Annotated in this window: 18 protein-coding genes; 4 read left to right on the top strand and 14 right to left on the bottom strand. The window is 69.1% G+C overall.

Translation table 11 applies throughout. From position 1 onward, the window contains the following. Positions 1-36: 36 nt before the first annotated feature. The gene (locus ACN20J_RS27195) at positions 37-225 is read left to right on the top strand and encodes a hypothetical protein (protein ID WP_055618439.1); all 189 of its coding nucleotides are present in this window, start codon (positions 37-39) and stop codon (positions 223-225) included. 73 nt (positions 226-298) lie between these two features. On the opposite strand, the gene ACN20J_RS27190 is transcribed toward ACN20J_RS27195, so the two are convergent. Continuing rightward, positions 299-1,207, bottom strand: coding sequence for a winged helix-turn-helix domain-containing protein (locus ACN20J_RS27190; RefSeq protein WP_189836754.1), 909 nt, complete (start codon positions 1,205-1,207; stop codon positions 299-301). Between the two features lie 204 nt (positions 1,208-1,411). On the opposite strand from ACN20J_RS27190, the gene ACN20J_RS27185 reads away from it, so the two are divergent. Then, positions 1,412-1,597, top strand: coding sequence for a hypothetical protein (locus tag ACN20J_RS27185; protein WP_189836753.1), 186 nt, complete (start codon positions 1,412-1,414; stop codon positions 1,595-1,597). Positions 1,598-1,846: 249 nt separating this feature from the next. Here the strand turns inward: ACN20J_RS27185 and ACN20J_RS27180 are convergent, their stop codons facing one another. Next, positions 1,847-3,109 (bottom strand): GNAT family N-acetyltransferase, encoded by a 1,263-nt coding sequence (locus tag ACN20J_RS27180; protein ID WP_419666997.1) that lies wholly within the window; start codon positions 3,107-3,109, stop codon positions 1,847-1,849. Positions 3,110-3,463: 354 nt separating this feature from the next. Next, positions 3,464-4,174: a hypothetical protein gene (locus ACN20J_RS27175; RefSeq protein WP_419666996.1), complete on the bottom strand. Its 711-nt coding sequence runs from the start codon at positions 4,172-4,174 to the stop codon at positions 3,464-3,466. Between the two features lie 183 nt (positions 4,175-4,357). On the opposite strand from ACN20J_RS27175, the gene dtd reads away from it, so the two are divergent. Further along, on the top strand, positions 4,358-4,783 hold the full coding sequence (gene dtd / locus ACN20J_RS27170) for a D-aminoacyl-tRNA deacylase (RefSeq protein ID WP_189836750.1): 426 nt from the start codon (positions 4,358-4,360) through the stop codon (positions 4,781-4,783). 38 nt (positions 4,784-4,821) lie between these two features. Here dtd and ACN20J_RS27165 read toward each other — a convergent pair whose 3' ends face one another. The 6 genes from ACN20J_RS27165 to ACN20J_RS27140 form a co-directional block, all read right to left on the bottom strand. Continuing rightward, positions 4,822-5,796, bottom strand: a complete 975-nt coding sequence (locus tag ACN20J_RS27165; protein ID WP_190228888.1) for a YgfZ/GcvT domain-containing protein — start codon at positions 5,794-5,796, stop codon at positions 4,822-4,824. 87 nt (positions 5,797-5,883) lie between these two features. Further along, complete coding sequence (locus ACN20J_RS27160; RefSeq protein WP_259333275.1) at positions 5,884-6,348, bottom strand: Fur family transcriptional regulator; 465 nt, start codon at positions 6,346-6,348, stop codon at positions 5,884-5,886. Positions 6,349-6,375: 27 nt separating this feature from the next. Further along, positions 6,376-6,951 (bottom strand): FABP family protein, encoded by a 576-nt coding sequence (locus ACN20J_RS27155; protein ID WP_055617545.1) that lies wholly within the window; start codon positions 6,949-6,951, stop codon positions 6,376-6,378. Positions 6,952-7,174: 223 nt separating this feature from the next. After that, positions 7,175-8,026 carry a hypothetical protein gene (locus ACN20J_RS27150; protein ID WP_419666995.1) on the bottom strand — a complete coding sequence of 284 codons (852 nt, stop codon included), beginning with the start codon at positions 8,024-8,026 and terminating at the stop codon, positions 7,175-7,177. Continuing rightward, positions 8,023-8,937, bottom strand: a complete 915-nt coding sequence (locus ACN20J_RS27145; RefSeq protein ID WP_419666994.1) for a hypothetical protein — start codon at positions 8,935-8,937, stop codon at positions 8,023-8,025. Before ACN20J_RS27145 ends, ACN20J_RS27150 begins: the two co-directional genes overlap by 4 nt. Then, complete coding sequence (locus tag ACN20J_RS27140) at positions 8,934-9,638, bottom strand: hypothetical protein (RefSeq protein WP_419668962.1); 705 nt, start codon at positions 9,636-9,638, stop codon at positions 8,934-8,936. Before ACN20J_RS27140 ends, ACN20J_RS27145 begins: the two co-directional genes overlap by 4 nt. 254 nt (positions 9,639-9,892) lie before the next feature. Between ACN20J_RS27140 and ACN20J_RS27135 the strand changes: the two genes are divergently transcribed. Further along, positions 9,893-10,255, top strand: a complete 363-nt coding sequence (locus ACN20J_RS27135) for a DsrE family protein (protein WP_189836746.1) — start codon at positions 9,893-9,895, stop codon at positions 10,253-10,255. 31 nt (positions 10,256-10,286) lie between these two features. Here ACN20J_RS27135 and ACN20J_RS27130 read toward each other — a convergent pair whose 3' ends face one another. The 5 genes from ACN20J_RS27130 to ACN20J_RS27110 all read right to left on the bottom strand — a co-directional run bounded on the left by ACN20J_RS27130 (position 10,287) and on the right by ACN20J_RS27110 (position 13,208). Further along, on the bottom strand, positions 10,287-10,547 hold the full coding sequence (locus ACN20J_RS27130; protein ID WP_189836745.1) for a DUF3099 domain-containing protein: 261 nt from the start codon (positions 10,545-10,547) through the stop codon (positions 10,287-10,289). 193 nt (positions 10,548-10,740) lie between these two features. Next, the gene (locus ACN20J_RS27125; RefSeq protein WP_055617549.1) at positions 10,741-11,028 is read right to left on the bottom strand and encodes a DUF1416 domain-containing protein; all 288 of its coding nucleotides are present in this window, start codon (positions 11,026-11,028) and stop codon (positions 10,741-10,743) included. A 36-nt stretch (positions 11,029-11,064) separates the two neighbouring features. Next, positions 11,065-11,904, bottom strand: a complete 840-nt coding sequence (locus ACN20J_RS27120; protein WP_055617550.1) for a sulfurtransferase — start codon at positions 11,902-11,904, stop codon at positions 11,065-11,067. A gap of 145 nt (positions 11,905-12,049) precedes the next feature. Further along, the gene (locus tag ACN20J_RS27115; protein ID WP_350310325.1) at positions 12,050-12,130 is read right to left on the bottom strand and encodes a putative leader peptide; all 81 of its coding nucleotides are present in this window, start codon (positions 12,128-12,130) and stop codon (positions 12,050-12,052) included. Between the two features lie 310 nt (positions 12,131-12,440). Beyond that, positions 12,441-13,208, bottom strand: coding sequence for a DUF2993 domain-containing protein (locus ACN20J_RS27110; RefSeq protein ID WP_189836744.1), 768 nt, complete (start codon positions 13,206-13,208; stop codon positions 12,441-12,443). Positions 13,209-13,646 lie beyond the last annotated feature (438 nt).

Raw genomic sequence — 13,646 nt, 5'->3', positions numbered from 1 at the left:
CCACCGGCACCAGAAAGACCCGAAGGAGGATCCACCATGCCCGTCATAGCCTTCCTCTCCGCCGTCTTCGTCGTCACCTTCGAGCAGCTCGTCCAGTGGCGGTACGGTCCCAGCGGTGTCGTGGGACTGCTGCTGCTCACCATCGGCATCAAGGCGAAGAGCCCGACCTGCAGCTCGATCGGCGCCGTCGTCCTCGCCCTCATGGTCTCCGGGCCCGCCCTGTGACCCATGCGAACTGCGAGGACGACGACCCATCCGAAGACCCACCCGAAGATCAGGCACCCACCCGTGGGAGACCTCAGCCCGTGAGCACAAGCTCCGAGCTGATGGTCTCCCACAGTGCGTTGAACCACAGATGGGACTGCTCGACGAAGGTCGTGTCCCGCAGGCCGTCGCCCTGTTCGAAGGGGAACAGCATGGACTGGGTCCCCTCCGCGTCGTACATCTCCAGGTACTCGTGGTCGATCTCCTCGCCGCGCCGCGTCAGCGTGTAGTACGCGAAGAGCGCCTCCGCGCCGTTGAGCAGGTAGAGCTTCACGGGCGGGGTGAACGGCAGTGCGCGGAAGGTGATGTGTACGTCGATGCCGTGCGTGGCCCGTAACGCCAGCAGGTTGTGCTTGAGGACCTGGCCCTGAGCGTTGCGGTGGGCCAGCCAGCGGCGCTGCAGCCGGTCGTCGACCGTGTCGTCCACCGGCGCCGGGAAGGCGAGGTCTATGTCGCTGGACGGCAGGAGCACCCGGACGTCCACCCTGGCTGGTTTTATGCGCCCCTCGTGGATGAGACGCAACGGCTCACCCATCGCGAGTGTGAGCGAGACGGCCGTCAGACACAGGGCGTCGATCTCCACGTGAGGGGCCGAGAAGGCCGCCGTGATCCGCGACGCGAGCGCCACCATGGTGGGCTGCGGCGGGGCTCCGGGCCCGGTCAGAGCCGGTCCCACGTCCTGCGCGACGGTCGCCGGGCTCCCTTTGGACACGTTGGACAGCAGGTGCTCCGACTGGAGGATGCGCAGCGCCTGGCGCACTGCCCCGCGCTCGACACCGAACTCGTCGGCCAACTGGGCCTGTGTGGGCATGCGTTGCCCAGGCCGCAGCTCACCGGACCTGATCCGGGTGCGCAGCTCGTCGGCCACCTCGCGGTGTGACCGCTGTGGCTGTTGTGACCTCTTCCGCCCATTGACGGCGACGTGTTCCGGGTCCACAACCAAACACTACAACTTCGCGCCATCTTTGGGCAGTTATTGAGAAGGTGGTTATGAGACGCATCCAAGAGGAGATAACTTCAGTGAAGTTGGTAACCAACTCGAGGAACATGGTCAAGCTTCCCAGGGGTTGGCCGCCAGAGTCGGAACTGTCGACCAGGTGGACGGTCCCAGCGGGGGTTCGCCTCCCCGTCCCGAAGGAGGGACCGCATGCCGCTCATCGCCATCATCGTCGCCGCCCTCGCCATCGGTTTCGAGCAGTTGATCCAGGTGAAGTTCGGGGCGATGGGCGTCATCGCCTTCGTCGCCCTCGCCGTCGGAATCAAGGCCAAGAACTCCATGATCGGCGGCATCGGGGCCGTCATCCTCGTGATGCTGCTCGCCCAGTCCGGCTGATCGGGCGCCACCGTCCGGCAGTCCGGCCGACCGGGCTCCCTTCCGGAGGGGAGCTGGGAGCCCGGTCGGTCCGCACCAGCGCGGATCGCTCCATGACCCGCGGAACAACAACTGAACAGCTCGCTACGGATCACAACTGAACAGTCACACCGAACAACGGAGGAGAAGCCGCAGACGCGGACCACCGACAGGGAAAGGAGGCCGGACCCCGAAGGACAGAGTCACCAGGCAGGACCAGGAACAAGAGAATCAGAAGATGTCCGGGCACCACGGTCGCCTGGACGTTCGCAGCAGGGCGTCGGCCAAGAGGGCGGCGCCCGCTCGTTCTTCCCGCACCCGCCCCAGCGCCGCGAGCCGCACCGCCGACTCGTCCCCGAGCCACAGCGACCCCAATTCACCGACATCCAGGGTGAGTTCGGCGTCCTCCGTGGTCCGCGCACAACTCGCCCCCGCCGCCGAGGCGTCCAGCCGGTACCGGCCCCCGCACAGCCCTCCCCGGTCGACGACCTCCAGGACGAGCGTCCCCGCCGCCCCGTACGTACGCGCCTCCAGCGCCGCCACCACATCCAGGACCCGCACCCACAGCAGGTCGGCCTGCGTCAGGATGCGTGCCGCGCGCGGATCCGGCAGCAGATGCGGCAGCAGGTCGTCCGGCGCCCGCCACCCCGTCCTGACCTTCGTGACCCAGTCGACCGAGCACACGTACCGCCACAGGGCGCGCTCCGCGGCCGGCGTGACCGCGATCATGTCCTTGACCTTCGCGGTCTCCAGCGGCTGCTTCACGTCCCCCCAGTGGTCGTCCACGGTGTACGTGAGCAGCCCCTCGGCCTCTCCCTCCGCGTTGCGGTACACGGCGTGGAAGGGCTCCGTCCACGAGGCCGGGTCGAGCACCAGCGCGCCCGTACGGACCTGCCACCACCGCTCGTCACGGTCGACCACGCCCGGCTGCGCCCGCCTGAGCCGCTCGTGGAGCTCCGGGCCCGTCTTCCGTACGTCGTCGCCGTCCACGAGGTCGATACGGCCGCCGTCCTCCGGGCCCGACCAGCGGGGGTCGAGGCCCGCCCTCGGCACGTCGATCGTCCACTCGGCGGCCGTCGTGGCCGCGCCGAATCCGTACCGGCCGTAGATCTGGTACTCCGCGGCGATCAGCGTCGCCACGGTGTCGCCCCGCTCCTTCGCCGCGGCCAGGTCCTTGGCCATCATCCGGGTGAGGATGCCTCGGCGGCGGTGGGTCGCGGTGACGGTCACGTTCGAGATCGCGTCGGCCTGCACGGGGGTGCCGCCCACGGCTGTGATCTGCTGCGGGAACGAGCGGAACGTTCCTACGCATCTGGTGCCGTCGAATGCGCCCAGTGTTCGGGCGGGGACGATGTAGGTGCTGCGGTCCTCTACGTCCGCGTCCGAGATGGTCGGGGGGAGCTGGAATCCCGTGTGCAGGGCGCGGGTCCACTCTCGGATCTCGTCCTCGCGGATGGGGCGTATGTCGATGTCGGTGTCCTGGCGGGGGCTCATGTGGTCACGCTAGGCAGACGTGGTGGGGGGTGTCGCGCCGTTTTCCTCTCCCCCAGACCCGCCCCTTCCCGAAACTGGGGGCTCCCCCCCCAGGCCCCCGGGTGGGTGGGGGCTCGGGACTGTTACGGGTGCGGGCCCGCCTGGGGTGTTCGCGCAGTTCCCCGCGCCCCTGAAGACCCTTGGCCGAGGTCTGTTCACCACGTGCGGGCCGGCCTGAGTTGCCCGCGCAGTTCCCCGCGCCCCTAAAGACTGACGTGACCCCCCACCCACCCAGGGGCGCGGGGAACTGCGCGACCAGCACCAGCAGGCCCGCAGCCGAGGACGTCGGCATCGGCGTCGGCATCGACCTCGGCGTCACATCAGCAAGTCGTCCACCTGCGCCTCGCCCTCGCGATAGCGGCGGGCGATCTCCGCGCTGCAGTCGTCCGCAGTCCGCTGCAGCTCCTGCCGTCGCCGGGAAACCTGCTGCTCGTAGCGCACGAGCCGCCCCATCGCCGCGTTCAGTTCCAGGTCCGTACGTGCCTCCAGGTCGGACAGCTCGACCTCGGCGAGCATGTCCGAGGCCAGCCGACGGAACTCCTCGCTGTGGGGCGTACCCACGGTGACGTGCCGTGCGGAGGACCGCTGCCGCGCCGGCGCGTCCGTGAGGATCTCCGACAGCCGCTCGACGACGGACGCCGAAGCCGCGATCCGCGCCTCGCGCCCACGCCGCGGGGCACCCCGTCGCCCCAACTCGGCGCGCAGGATGTCGATCCGCCCCTGGAGCAGCCGCCGTACATAGCTCAGATCGGCCTCGTCCCGCTGCGCGTCCCTCCGCAGGGTGCGCAGTTCGGGCAGCCGCAGGACGCTCAGCTCGGGCTCGGGCTCCGGCTCCGGCTCGGGCGCCGACTCAGACATGGGGCTGTCCGTACGCTGGGTGGGCGGACGCGCCACGACCGGGCGCGCTGACGACGACGGCGAAGACTGCGGCAGGGACGCCACCGGCGATGGCGATGGCGATGACGGCGGCTCCCCCCGAATCAGTGATACGACCCCGGGTGACTGCCCCGTACTCGGTGTGCTCATGTGCCTCAACCGTCCCCTCGACCGGCGCGTGTGAGCATCGTGCCACCCCAAGTGGCCGCTATGTGACCGAGTGCCCCCGATCGGCCCCAGATGGGGGGTTAAGGATCAATAAGAAAGCCCCCGTACGGAGTCGGCACAGAGGTCGGCACCGACGTCAATCCGACGCACGGCATGATGGTCCTTATGCGTGCGGTGGTGCAGAGAGTGGACGGCGCGAGCGTCGTCGTCGAGGGTGAGACCGTCGGGGAGATCAGCGGCGAGGGCCTGTGCGTCCTGGTCGGGGTGACCCACGAGGACACCAAGGAGAAGGCGGCCCAACTGGCCCGCAAACTCTGGTCGATCCGCATGCTGGCCGACGAGAGGTCGTGCTCGGACATCGACGCCCCGCTGCTCGTCATCAGCCAGTTCACGCTCTACGGAGACGCCCGCAAGGGCCGCCGCCCGACCTGGAACGCGGCCGCCCCCGGCGACGTCGCGGAGCCCCTCGTCGACGAGGTCGTGGCCCAGCTCCGCTCGCTGGGAGCGACGGTGGCGACGGGCCGCTTCGGAGCGCAGATGCGCGTCTCCCTGACGAACGACGGCCCGTTCACCGTCCTGCTGGAGATGTAGACCGCCGGGCTGCTGGAGACCTGGCCGCCCGGCGCCGCCTACGGCTCGACCACGACCTCCTGCGCCGCGGCCGTCGTGTCGGCCACCAGTCGCGCGTCCAGCGGTACGTTCCGCTTGACGAGCCCCAGGGCGATCGGCCCGAGCTCGTGATGGCGTACGGCCGTCGTCACGAAACCGATCTTGCGCCCGTCGGGCCCCTCGTCCGCGAGCCGCAGCTCCGCGCCGTGCGGCGGGAGATGGACCTCGCTGCCGTCCAGGTGCAGGAAGACGAGCCGGCGCGGGGGCTTGCCCAGGTTCTGGACGCGGGCGACGGTCTCCTGCCCGCGGTAGCAGCCCTTCTGCAGATGCACCGCGCTGCCGATCCAGCCCAGCTCGTGCGGAATGGTCCGGTGGTCGGTCTCGAAACCGATCCGCGGCTGGTGGTTCTCGACGCGCAGCGCCTCGTACGCGAGCAGCCCGACCGCCGGGCCGTGCTGCTCGGTGTCGGCGGCGTACGACTCCAGGTCCGTGCGCGGCAGGAACAGATCACGTCCGTACGGCGTCTCGCGGACGACGACGCCCTCGGGGACGTCGGCGATGGAGCCGGCCGGAAGATGGACTACCGCGAACTCGGCCGTGCGGTCGGTGACTTCGACGCGGTAGAAGAACTTCATCGACTCCAGGTACGCGATCAGCGCGTCCTGGCTGTCGGGCTCCACGTGGGCCCAGGTGGTCGTCCCGTCGTCGACGAGATACAGCGCGTGCTCGATGTGACCGTGCGCGGAGAGGATCAGCGCCTCGGTGGCGCGGCCCGCCGGGAGGTCGCTGACGTGCTGGGTGAGCAGCAGGTGCAGCCAGCTGAGCCGGTCGTCGCCGGTGACGGTGACCACTCCGCGGTGCGAGAGGTCCACGAAACCGGTGCCGCCGGCGAAGGCACGCTGTTCTCGGAACAGGTCCCCGTAGTGGGCGGCGACACCTTCGTCCACACCCTCGGCGGGCACGGCACCGGGCAGGGACAACAGAGGGCTCTTCATATCCACACAGCCTACGACCGAGTGGGCGCGGTTTTTATTTCCGCCGGAGTGCCGCTCCCCACTCGCGGCAACCCTCGTCTCCGCTGCCTACTCCGCCTTCGCGGCCTTCTTCGCCGCGCTGGCCGTGCAGTCCTCGCAGCGGCCGAAGATCGCGAAGTGCTTCATGTCGGTGGAGAAGCCGAACGTCTCGCGGAGCTTGGCGGTGAAGTCGGCGGCGATCTCGACGTCCGCCTCGATCACGTTCGTACAGTCGCGGCAGACCAGGTGGAGATGGTGGTGCCGGTCCGCGAGGTGGTACGTGGGCGCCCCGTGCCCGAGATGCGCGTGCGAGACGAGCCCGAGCTCCTCCAGGAGCTCCAGGGTCCGGTACACCGTGGAAATATTGACCCCCGACGCCGTCTTCCTCACCTCGATGAGGATGTCGTCGGGGGTCGCGTGCTCCAGGGTGTCCACGGCTTCGAGCACAAGTTGCCGCTGCGGCGTCAGCCGGTAACCGCGCTGCCGCAGATCGCTCTTCCAGTCAGTTCCTTCGGTGCTTCCAGTGCTCACCACACCGAAAGTCTAGAACTACTTGTAGAACTACTTGAAGAAAGCGATCCCGTCGTCCGGCATGTCGTCCGGCAGGGCCTTGGCCCAGCGCTCGACGTCCTCCGGGCTGACGACCTTCTTGAGCTGGGCCGACATGTACGGGCGGAGCGAAACCTCGGGGGTCTGCTTCTCGCCGACCCACATGAGATCGCTCTTCACATAGCCGTACAGACGCTTGCCGCCGCTGTACGGGCCCGAGGCGGCCGTACGGGCCACAGCGTCCGTGACCAGGTCGATCTGGGGCTTCTTGTCGGCCATCTCGCCGTACCAGATCTCGACGACGCCGTCGTCGCGGACCATCACGACCTCGACCTTGCGGTTCTGGTCGATCCGCCAGAAGCCGGACTCGGACTCCAGCGCGCGCACCTTGTTGCCCTCGGCGTCGAGGACCCAGGTGTGCGAGTGGTACTCCAGGAAGTCCCGCCCGTCGTGGGTGAAGCTGACTTCCTGGCCGAAGTTGCACTTCTCGTCGCCGGGGAAGTCGTGGACGCCCGCGCCGGTCCAGTTGCCGAGCAGGAAGGCAAGGGGGACGAGGTCCTTGTGCAGGTCGGACGGGATCTCGATCATGAGGTCGGCAGTTCCTTGATGGGGGTCAGCGCTGGCCCTGGTACAGCTTCTTCACGGCCAGCCCGGTGAAGGCGAGAACGCCGACACAGACCAGGACCAGCAGGGCTTCGAAGAAGTACTCAAGCACGGGGTGCTCCTCGGGGGTGACGCGGTGGTGGGCAGTACAGAGCCACTCCCCACTCTAGTAGGGGTGGGGAGCGGCTCTCTCTCCGAGGTCCGCCGGTCAGCTCAGGAGCTGGCTCTGCAGGACCACGGTCTGCTGGAACGGCACCGCCTCGGCGGTCCCCTTGCGGGACTGCACGATCAGGGCGACGGTGTCGCCGGCCGAGAGGTAGGCCTGCCGGACCTGCTCGGCGCCGTACGGCTCGGTCTCCGCGTACGGCGAGCGGGTGACGTGGGCGAACTCGGTCTTCTCCGGGAAGTCCTCGTCCCGGTCGAACTCCTCGGCACCGCGCACGCCGTACGTCGGGCTGTCGTAGTGGATCAGTTCCGTCGCGAACAGCTCGTCCGCGGCGGCGGCGGTGCCGAAGCGCAGCAGATAGATCCGCGTGTGCGTGCCGTCCTGCGTGGTCCAACCGCGGGCGGCGATGTGCCGCAGCCCGTAGTCGGTCAGCACCTGGCCGGCGGCCTTGCGGTCCTCCTTCGACGCGAACTCCGCCAGGAAGTCCTTCGTCGCGAGCCAGCCGCCCTCGCCGCGGAGCGCCTTGTCCGCCTTCGCGCCCGCGGGGGCGGGCAGTACGAGCTCGCGCAGGTCGGCGTGGTGGGCGGCGGCCTTGTTGGCCTCGGCGAAGGGGGCCGGGCTGCCGGACGGCAGCGGCGGCCTGACAATCTCCGGGTACTCCCAGCGCCCGTCGGACACGGTCGCGAGTCCCGGCAGGTCGGTGCGCTCCGGCCGCGTGATGCCGTACGCGGTGGCCGTACCGACCGCCGCGAACACCACCGCGACGGCGGTCCACCGCAGCACGGCACGCAGGACCCGACGGTCCTTCCCCGCCTCGGGCGGAGGAGGAGACACAAGTGCCTGCCGCTCCTCGGTCCGCTCGGTCTGCTCGGTCCGCTCGGTCTGCTCGGTCATATCGCCTCCCCCGGGTCGGTGATGCGGTCGAGCTGGGTGCGCAGCAGCAACGCGACTCCCTCGGTGTTCAGTGGCCCGATCCCGGACGCGGTGGCGCTGACCAGCACGTCTCCCTCGTACGCGGAGCAGAACATCGCCTCGATGTCCTCGTCCGTGGTCTTCGGCTGCAGAAAGCACTCGGCGTTCTTGTGGCCCTTGATGGCGGGGCCCGCGCGGAAGACGTCCATGGCGTCGAGGAACTCGCTCTGGAACGTGGCGATGTCCCGGACGGCCGCCTTGTTCTCCATCCGGGACAGCACGACGCTCACCGTGAAAGCCGTCTTCGGGTCGGCGTAGGAGTTGCCCGCGGTGCTGATGTAGCTGCGCATCGCCATGCCCTGGACGCGCTGCTTGTCGATCTCTTTCTCCAGCCGCAGTCGCTGGGAGCGGGGCAGGTCACGCAGCGACTCCTTGCGCAGGGCGGTGGCCTGGGCACCGCTGAGCCGGGCGTCGTGGCCGTACTCGTTGAGGTCGGGGCCGCGGCCCCAGTCGTCCTCCCCGTACGGCACGAGCAGGCCGGCGAGCCCGGTGGCGGCGGGCGGCTTCCTGTCGTCCGTCTTCTCCCTCGGGAAGTCCCAGACGGGCGCGCCCGCGTCCCGGTCGGCGTCGTTCACGGTCACGACGGTGTAGCCGGTACCCGCGACGACGGCGGCGACGAGGAGGCCGGCACCGACGAGGGCGGCGATCCGGCCACGGCGTACGGGCTTCTTCGCGTCCGGCGCCACGGGCTCGGCCACCAGCGTGGCGGCGCCCACCGACTCTTCCGACTCTTCTAGCTCTTCCGACTCGACCGGCTCGGCCAGCTCTTCCGGCTCGGCCGGCCCGACCGGCCCGGTTTCCTCCGCGGGGGCACTGCTCCGGTTGTCGCTCACAGCCGCTCCATCTGCCGCTCGGCCAGGCTCATGATCTTCGCCTTGGCGACCGGCCTGGTGTCGGACACGAAGATCTGCATGGCGATGTCGCCCCGCCAGGCATGCGCCTCGGCCGTGTACATCGGGAGGTATCCGGCCTTGTTCTCTGGCTGCTTCCGTACGTACGCCATGCCGTCGCCGGTGCCGGGGACGGACCAGCTGTCCGTGTCGTACTCCGCCTCCCCGTACTGCTCATCGGCCACCCGCTCACGGGCGGCCAGGCTCTCCTCCTGGCGGTACTGCACGAGCCGGATCACGACCGACTGCGTGCTGCCCGTCCGCCAGGCGGTGACGGCCACGCGCCGGAACTCCTGGTCGATGAGGGTGCTGTAGGCCGTCGCCGGCTCGGCGTATCCCTCCGCGTACGCGTCGAGACCCAGCCAGCCGTCGACGCCTTCGGTGGAGGTGATGTCCCGCGTCCCGCTCGGCCGCTCGACCAGCAGCTTGCGCAGGTCACCGTCGGTCCTCACCCTGCGGTCCTGCGCGGCCGACAGAGGCTCGGGCCCCTTGCCCTTGGCCTGCGGAATCGACGGCTGCGAGAGCGACGGCAGCGCGGTGGGCTCACGGTCGGCCTGGATCAGGTATCCGGCGCAGGTGCCGGCGACCACCCCCAGCACGGCGGCCGTGGCGATCAGGAGCGTCGTACGCCCACGCCGGCGCACACGCGGCAAGGCCTGCGGCTCCGGGACCACCGGGACCGCCGGAGCCTCCGGGGCTTCCGGGGCTTCCGGGGCTTCCGGGGCTTCCGGGGCTCCAGAGGTCTCCTGGACCTCAGGTGGCGCTTCGGGTATTTCCGTGACTTCCGTGACTTTCAAGACGTCCCCCACAGAACGCGAAGCGCGGATTCCGTATCCGCGCGCACAGGAGACCCATGATCAGCACGTGGGGTTGCAACGGAGTTGATTACGATTCGAGCATGGCGAAGAAGCTCGTGATCAAGGTGACGGCGGGGGCGGACGCTCCCGAACGCTGCTCTCAGGCCTTCACGGTGGCGGCGGTCGCCGTGGCCAGCGGGGTGGACGTGTCCCTCTGGCTGACGGGCGAGTCCGCGTGGTTCGCACTGCCGGGCCGGGCCGCCGAGTTCGAACTGCCGCACGCGGCCCCGCTCCCCGACCTCCTCGACTCGATCCTGTCCGGCGGCCGACTCACCCTCTGCACACAGTGCGCCGCCCGCCGGGACATCACGGAGAAGGACGTCATCAAGGGCGTACGCATCGCGGGCGCCCAGGTCTTCGTCCAGGAGGCCATGGCGGACGGGACCCAGGCGCTCGTCTACTGACCGGAACGGTTCACCGACTGACCGGGACGGGTCACTTCCGGCGCTTCTTGCCGTCCAGCTCGTCCCACCAGTCGTCGGACTTGGGATCGCCGGACGGGTCGTCCCACCAGCGGTCGTCCGGGCCGCGCCGATTCGCCGCCATCGCCGCGAGCGGCGGAATCACCATGGCCACGACGCACATCCCGACGGCCACGGGCACCGACCAGAGCCGCACGACTCCCCAGGCCAGCACGAACAGCCCGATACACGTGCCCATCATGGCGAAATAGACGTGGCGCCTTCGCGCGTACATACATCCAGCGTAGAACGCCTGGGCGCAAAGGCTCACCCCGCGAGACGGGGACATCCGCGCGGACCCGAATGGTCGGTCCGTGGGCAAGCCGAAGGGCCGCACCCCATTACCGGAAGCGTCCAACCCCCCGGGGGTGCGGCCCTTCGGCCGTTCATACGGTGTCTGCCGTCAGGCGGTTCAGACGGAGACGGGTTCAGACGGTGATGGCCACCTCGGCCAGGCCGCCGGTCTGGGCGACGACCGTGCGGTCGGCCGTGCCGCCGGGAACGAGGGCGCGTACGGTCCAGGTGCCCTCGGCCGCGTAGAAGCGGAACTGTCCGGTCGCCGAGGTCGGGACCTCGGCGGTGAACTCGCCGGTCGAGTCCAGGAGGCGGACATAGCCCACCACCGGCTCGCCGTCCTTGGTCACCTGACCCTGGATGGTGGTCTCACCGGGCTTGATCGTCGAGGCGTCCGGGCCGCCGGCCTTCGCTCCACACATGTTTCGTTTCCGTCCTTCAGTCCTTCGGGCCTTGGGTTACTTGTTGGCGCCGAGCTCGATCGGCACACCGACGAGGGAGCCGTACTCGGTCCACGAGCCGTCGTAGTTCTTGACGTTCTCGACACCGAGCAGCTCGTGCAGCACGAACCAGGTGAGCGCGGAACGCTCACCGATGCGGCAGTACGCGATGGTGTCCTTCGCCAGGTCGACCTGCTCCTCGGCGTAGAGCTCCTTGAGCTCGTCGTCCGACTTGAAGGTGCCGTCGTCGTTGGCGTTCTTCGACCACGGGATGTTGCGCGCGGACGGGACGTGGCCCGGACGCTGCGACTGCTCCTGCGGAAGGTGGGCCGGCGCGAGCAGCTTGCCGCTGAACTCGTCGGGCGAACGGACGTCGACCAGGTTCTGCGAACCGATGGCCGCCACGACGTCGTCGCGGAAGGCGCGGATCGCGGTGTTCTGGGCCTTGGCCTTGTAGTCGGTCGTGGCGCGGGTGGGCACCTCGGCGACCAGGTCGCGGGAGTCGAGCTCCCACTTCTTGCGGCCGCCGTCGAGGAGCTTCACGTTCTCGTGGCCGTACAGCTTGAAGTACCAGTAGGCGTAGGACGCGAACCAGTTGTTGTTGCCGCCGTAGAGGACGACCAGGGTGTCGTTGCCGATGCCCTTCTCCGACAGGAGCTTCTCGAAGCCGGCCTGGTCGACGAAGTCACGGCGGACCGGGTCCTGGAGGTCCTTGGTCCAGTCGATCCGGATCGCGTTGCGGATGTGGTTCTTCTCGTACGCGGACGTGTCCTCGTCGACCTCGACGATGGCCACGCTGGGGTCGTCCAGGTGGTCCTGGACCCAGTCGGCGTCTACCAGGACGTCGCTGCGGCTCATGCTCGTTCTCCTCCGGGGCAGTTGCGGCGGGGCGGTGCGTGTGGAGAGGGGTGCGCGGTCATGCCGTTGGCGGCTGGACGGCGCAGGGGTGGCCCCGACGCGAGAGGTCGAAGGGCCCGGCTCGCGGAAGTAACGAGGCTTCCGCTCAGAAGGTGCGACAGAGCATGGCGGCGACGCGGCACAGGTCTACTGCCCGCCGCTTCGTGAGATCCGCCTGTCGCTTCATGCCGTCGATCGTAGGGACGGACAGGCGGGCATGTCACCGGCGTGTCGTATGTTGAGACGCGATCGTCCGCGATGTGGGATGAGGAGAGGGTCCGGCCCGTTTTCATCCCGCCCCGGAGGGGCTGTAGCCCTCATCACATCTTCCGCACATCTGCTGTGCGGACGGGGGTGTCTCGCCTTTCGGACAGACACGGACGGTGATGTGAGGGGGTGGACAGCCCTTGACTGGACAGCCCTTGACACCCCTGGCTCTCTGCCTCGTCCACCACCTGGCCCATCCACCACCTGGCGGCCAGCCCGGCCTATTCGACCTACCCGACCAGGCTGACGTCCGAACCCTTCACCGTGATGTCGACACCCTTCGGCGCCGCCTCGACCTTGTCGAGCTTGATGCCGCCGGGCAGGCCGTCGATCTGCTGCCGGAAGTCGGTGATCAGGCGGACCTTGTCCTCGGCGAGCTGGATGCCCAGGTTGGGGAGGGAGTCGGCCTGCACCTGGACGGTGTCGCCCTTGACGCTGACCGAGCTGAGCACGGAGACCGGGCGCGGGAGCTTGTTGCCGAGCACCGTGGCCTCCACCTCGACCTTGATCTTGCCGTTGCCGCCGTCCGAGAGGCCGACGACCTTGGCGGTGACTCCGCCCGCGACGTCCACGGGTTCGGCCTTCGCCGCCTTCAGGAGTTCGTCGTACGAGATCGTCGCCGTGCCGGTCGCCGAGGCGGCCTTCGCGGAGCTGTAGTCGCCGGAGAACGCGACGCCTCGCATCTGGGCGGTGAGGTCGTCGATACGGATCTTGTCCGGGGTGGTGCCGCCGGCGGTGCCCGTGCCGCCTGTGGCGCCGCTCGTGTCGGCCTCGTAGTTCTTGATGCCGACCTCGACCTCGTCGAGTTCGCCGCCGACCACCTGGGTGAGGAAGGGGAAGCCCTTGATCGAGACGCTGGGGGTGGTGGCCAGGCCCTCGTTGGTCTTCAGCCTGTCCGCTGCCTCGTCCTCGGCGAAGCCGACTGCTACGCGGTCGGCGATGATGAAGAGGCCGCCGAGGATGACGGTCACGATCAGAAGTATTCGTAGTGCTCGCATGGTTTACGTGTTCCCCCACCTTGGCGGTCTCCTGGCGCGAGGGTAACCCTGCGGGGGCCTCCGGCCGGTTGGACGGGGGGAGTTGTCGATCAGCTGTGACAGGGGTGGCGGCGGGACCAGGCCTTTTCCTCGCCCCCGCCGCCCCTACCCGTCCCATCCCGTTCCTGGGGGCTCCGCCCCCAGACCCCCGCATCGCGCTGAACGCGCTCGTCCTCAAACGCCGGACGGGCTGAGAGGTGGGCGGGGGCTGGCGTGGGTGGGTGGGTTGACCGGGGGTGGGTGGGAGATCGGCCTGAACGGCCTCGTCCTCAAACGCCGGACGGGCTGAGATGTGCCTGGACTGGGCTAGAGAGGTTCGGCCCAGCCCTCGAAATTCTCGGCCCAGCGTTCGAAGTCTTCAACCCAGCCCCGAAGTCTTCAGCCCAGCCCCGGAAGTCT

Origin of the sequence: Streptomyces sp. 2-1 (genome assembly GCF_048564895.1) — a bacterium.
Classification (GTDB): domain Bacteria; phylum Actinomycetota; class Actinomycetes; order Streptomycetales; family Streptomycetaceae; genus Streptomyces; species Streptomyces phaeochromogenes.
The sequence above is the reverse complement of the archived record's forward strand: the minus strand, read 5'-3'. Positions and strand labels throughout refer to the sequence as shown.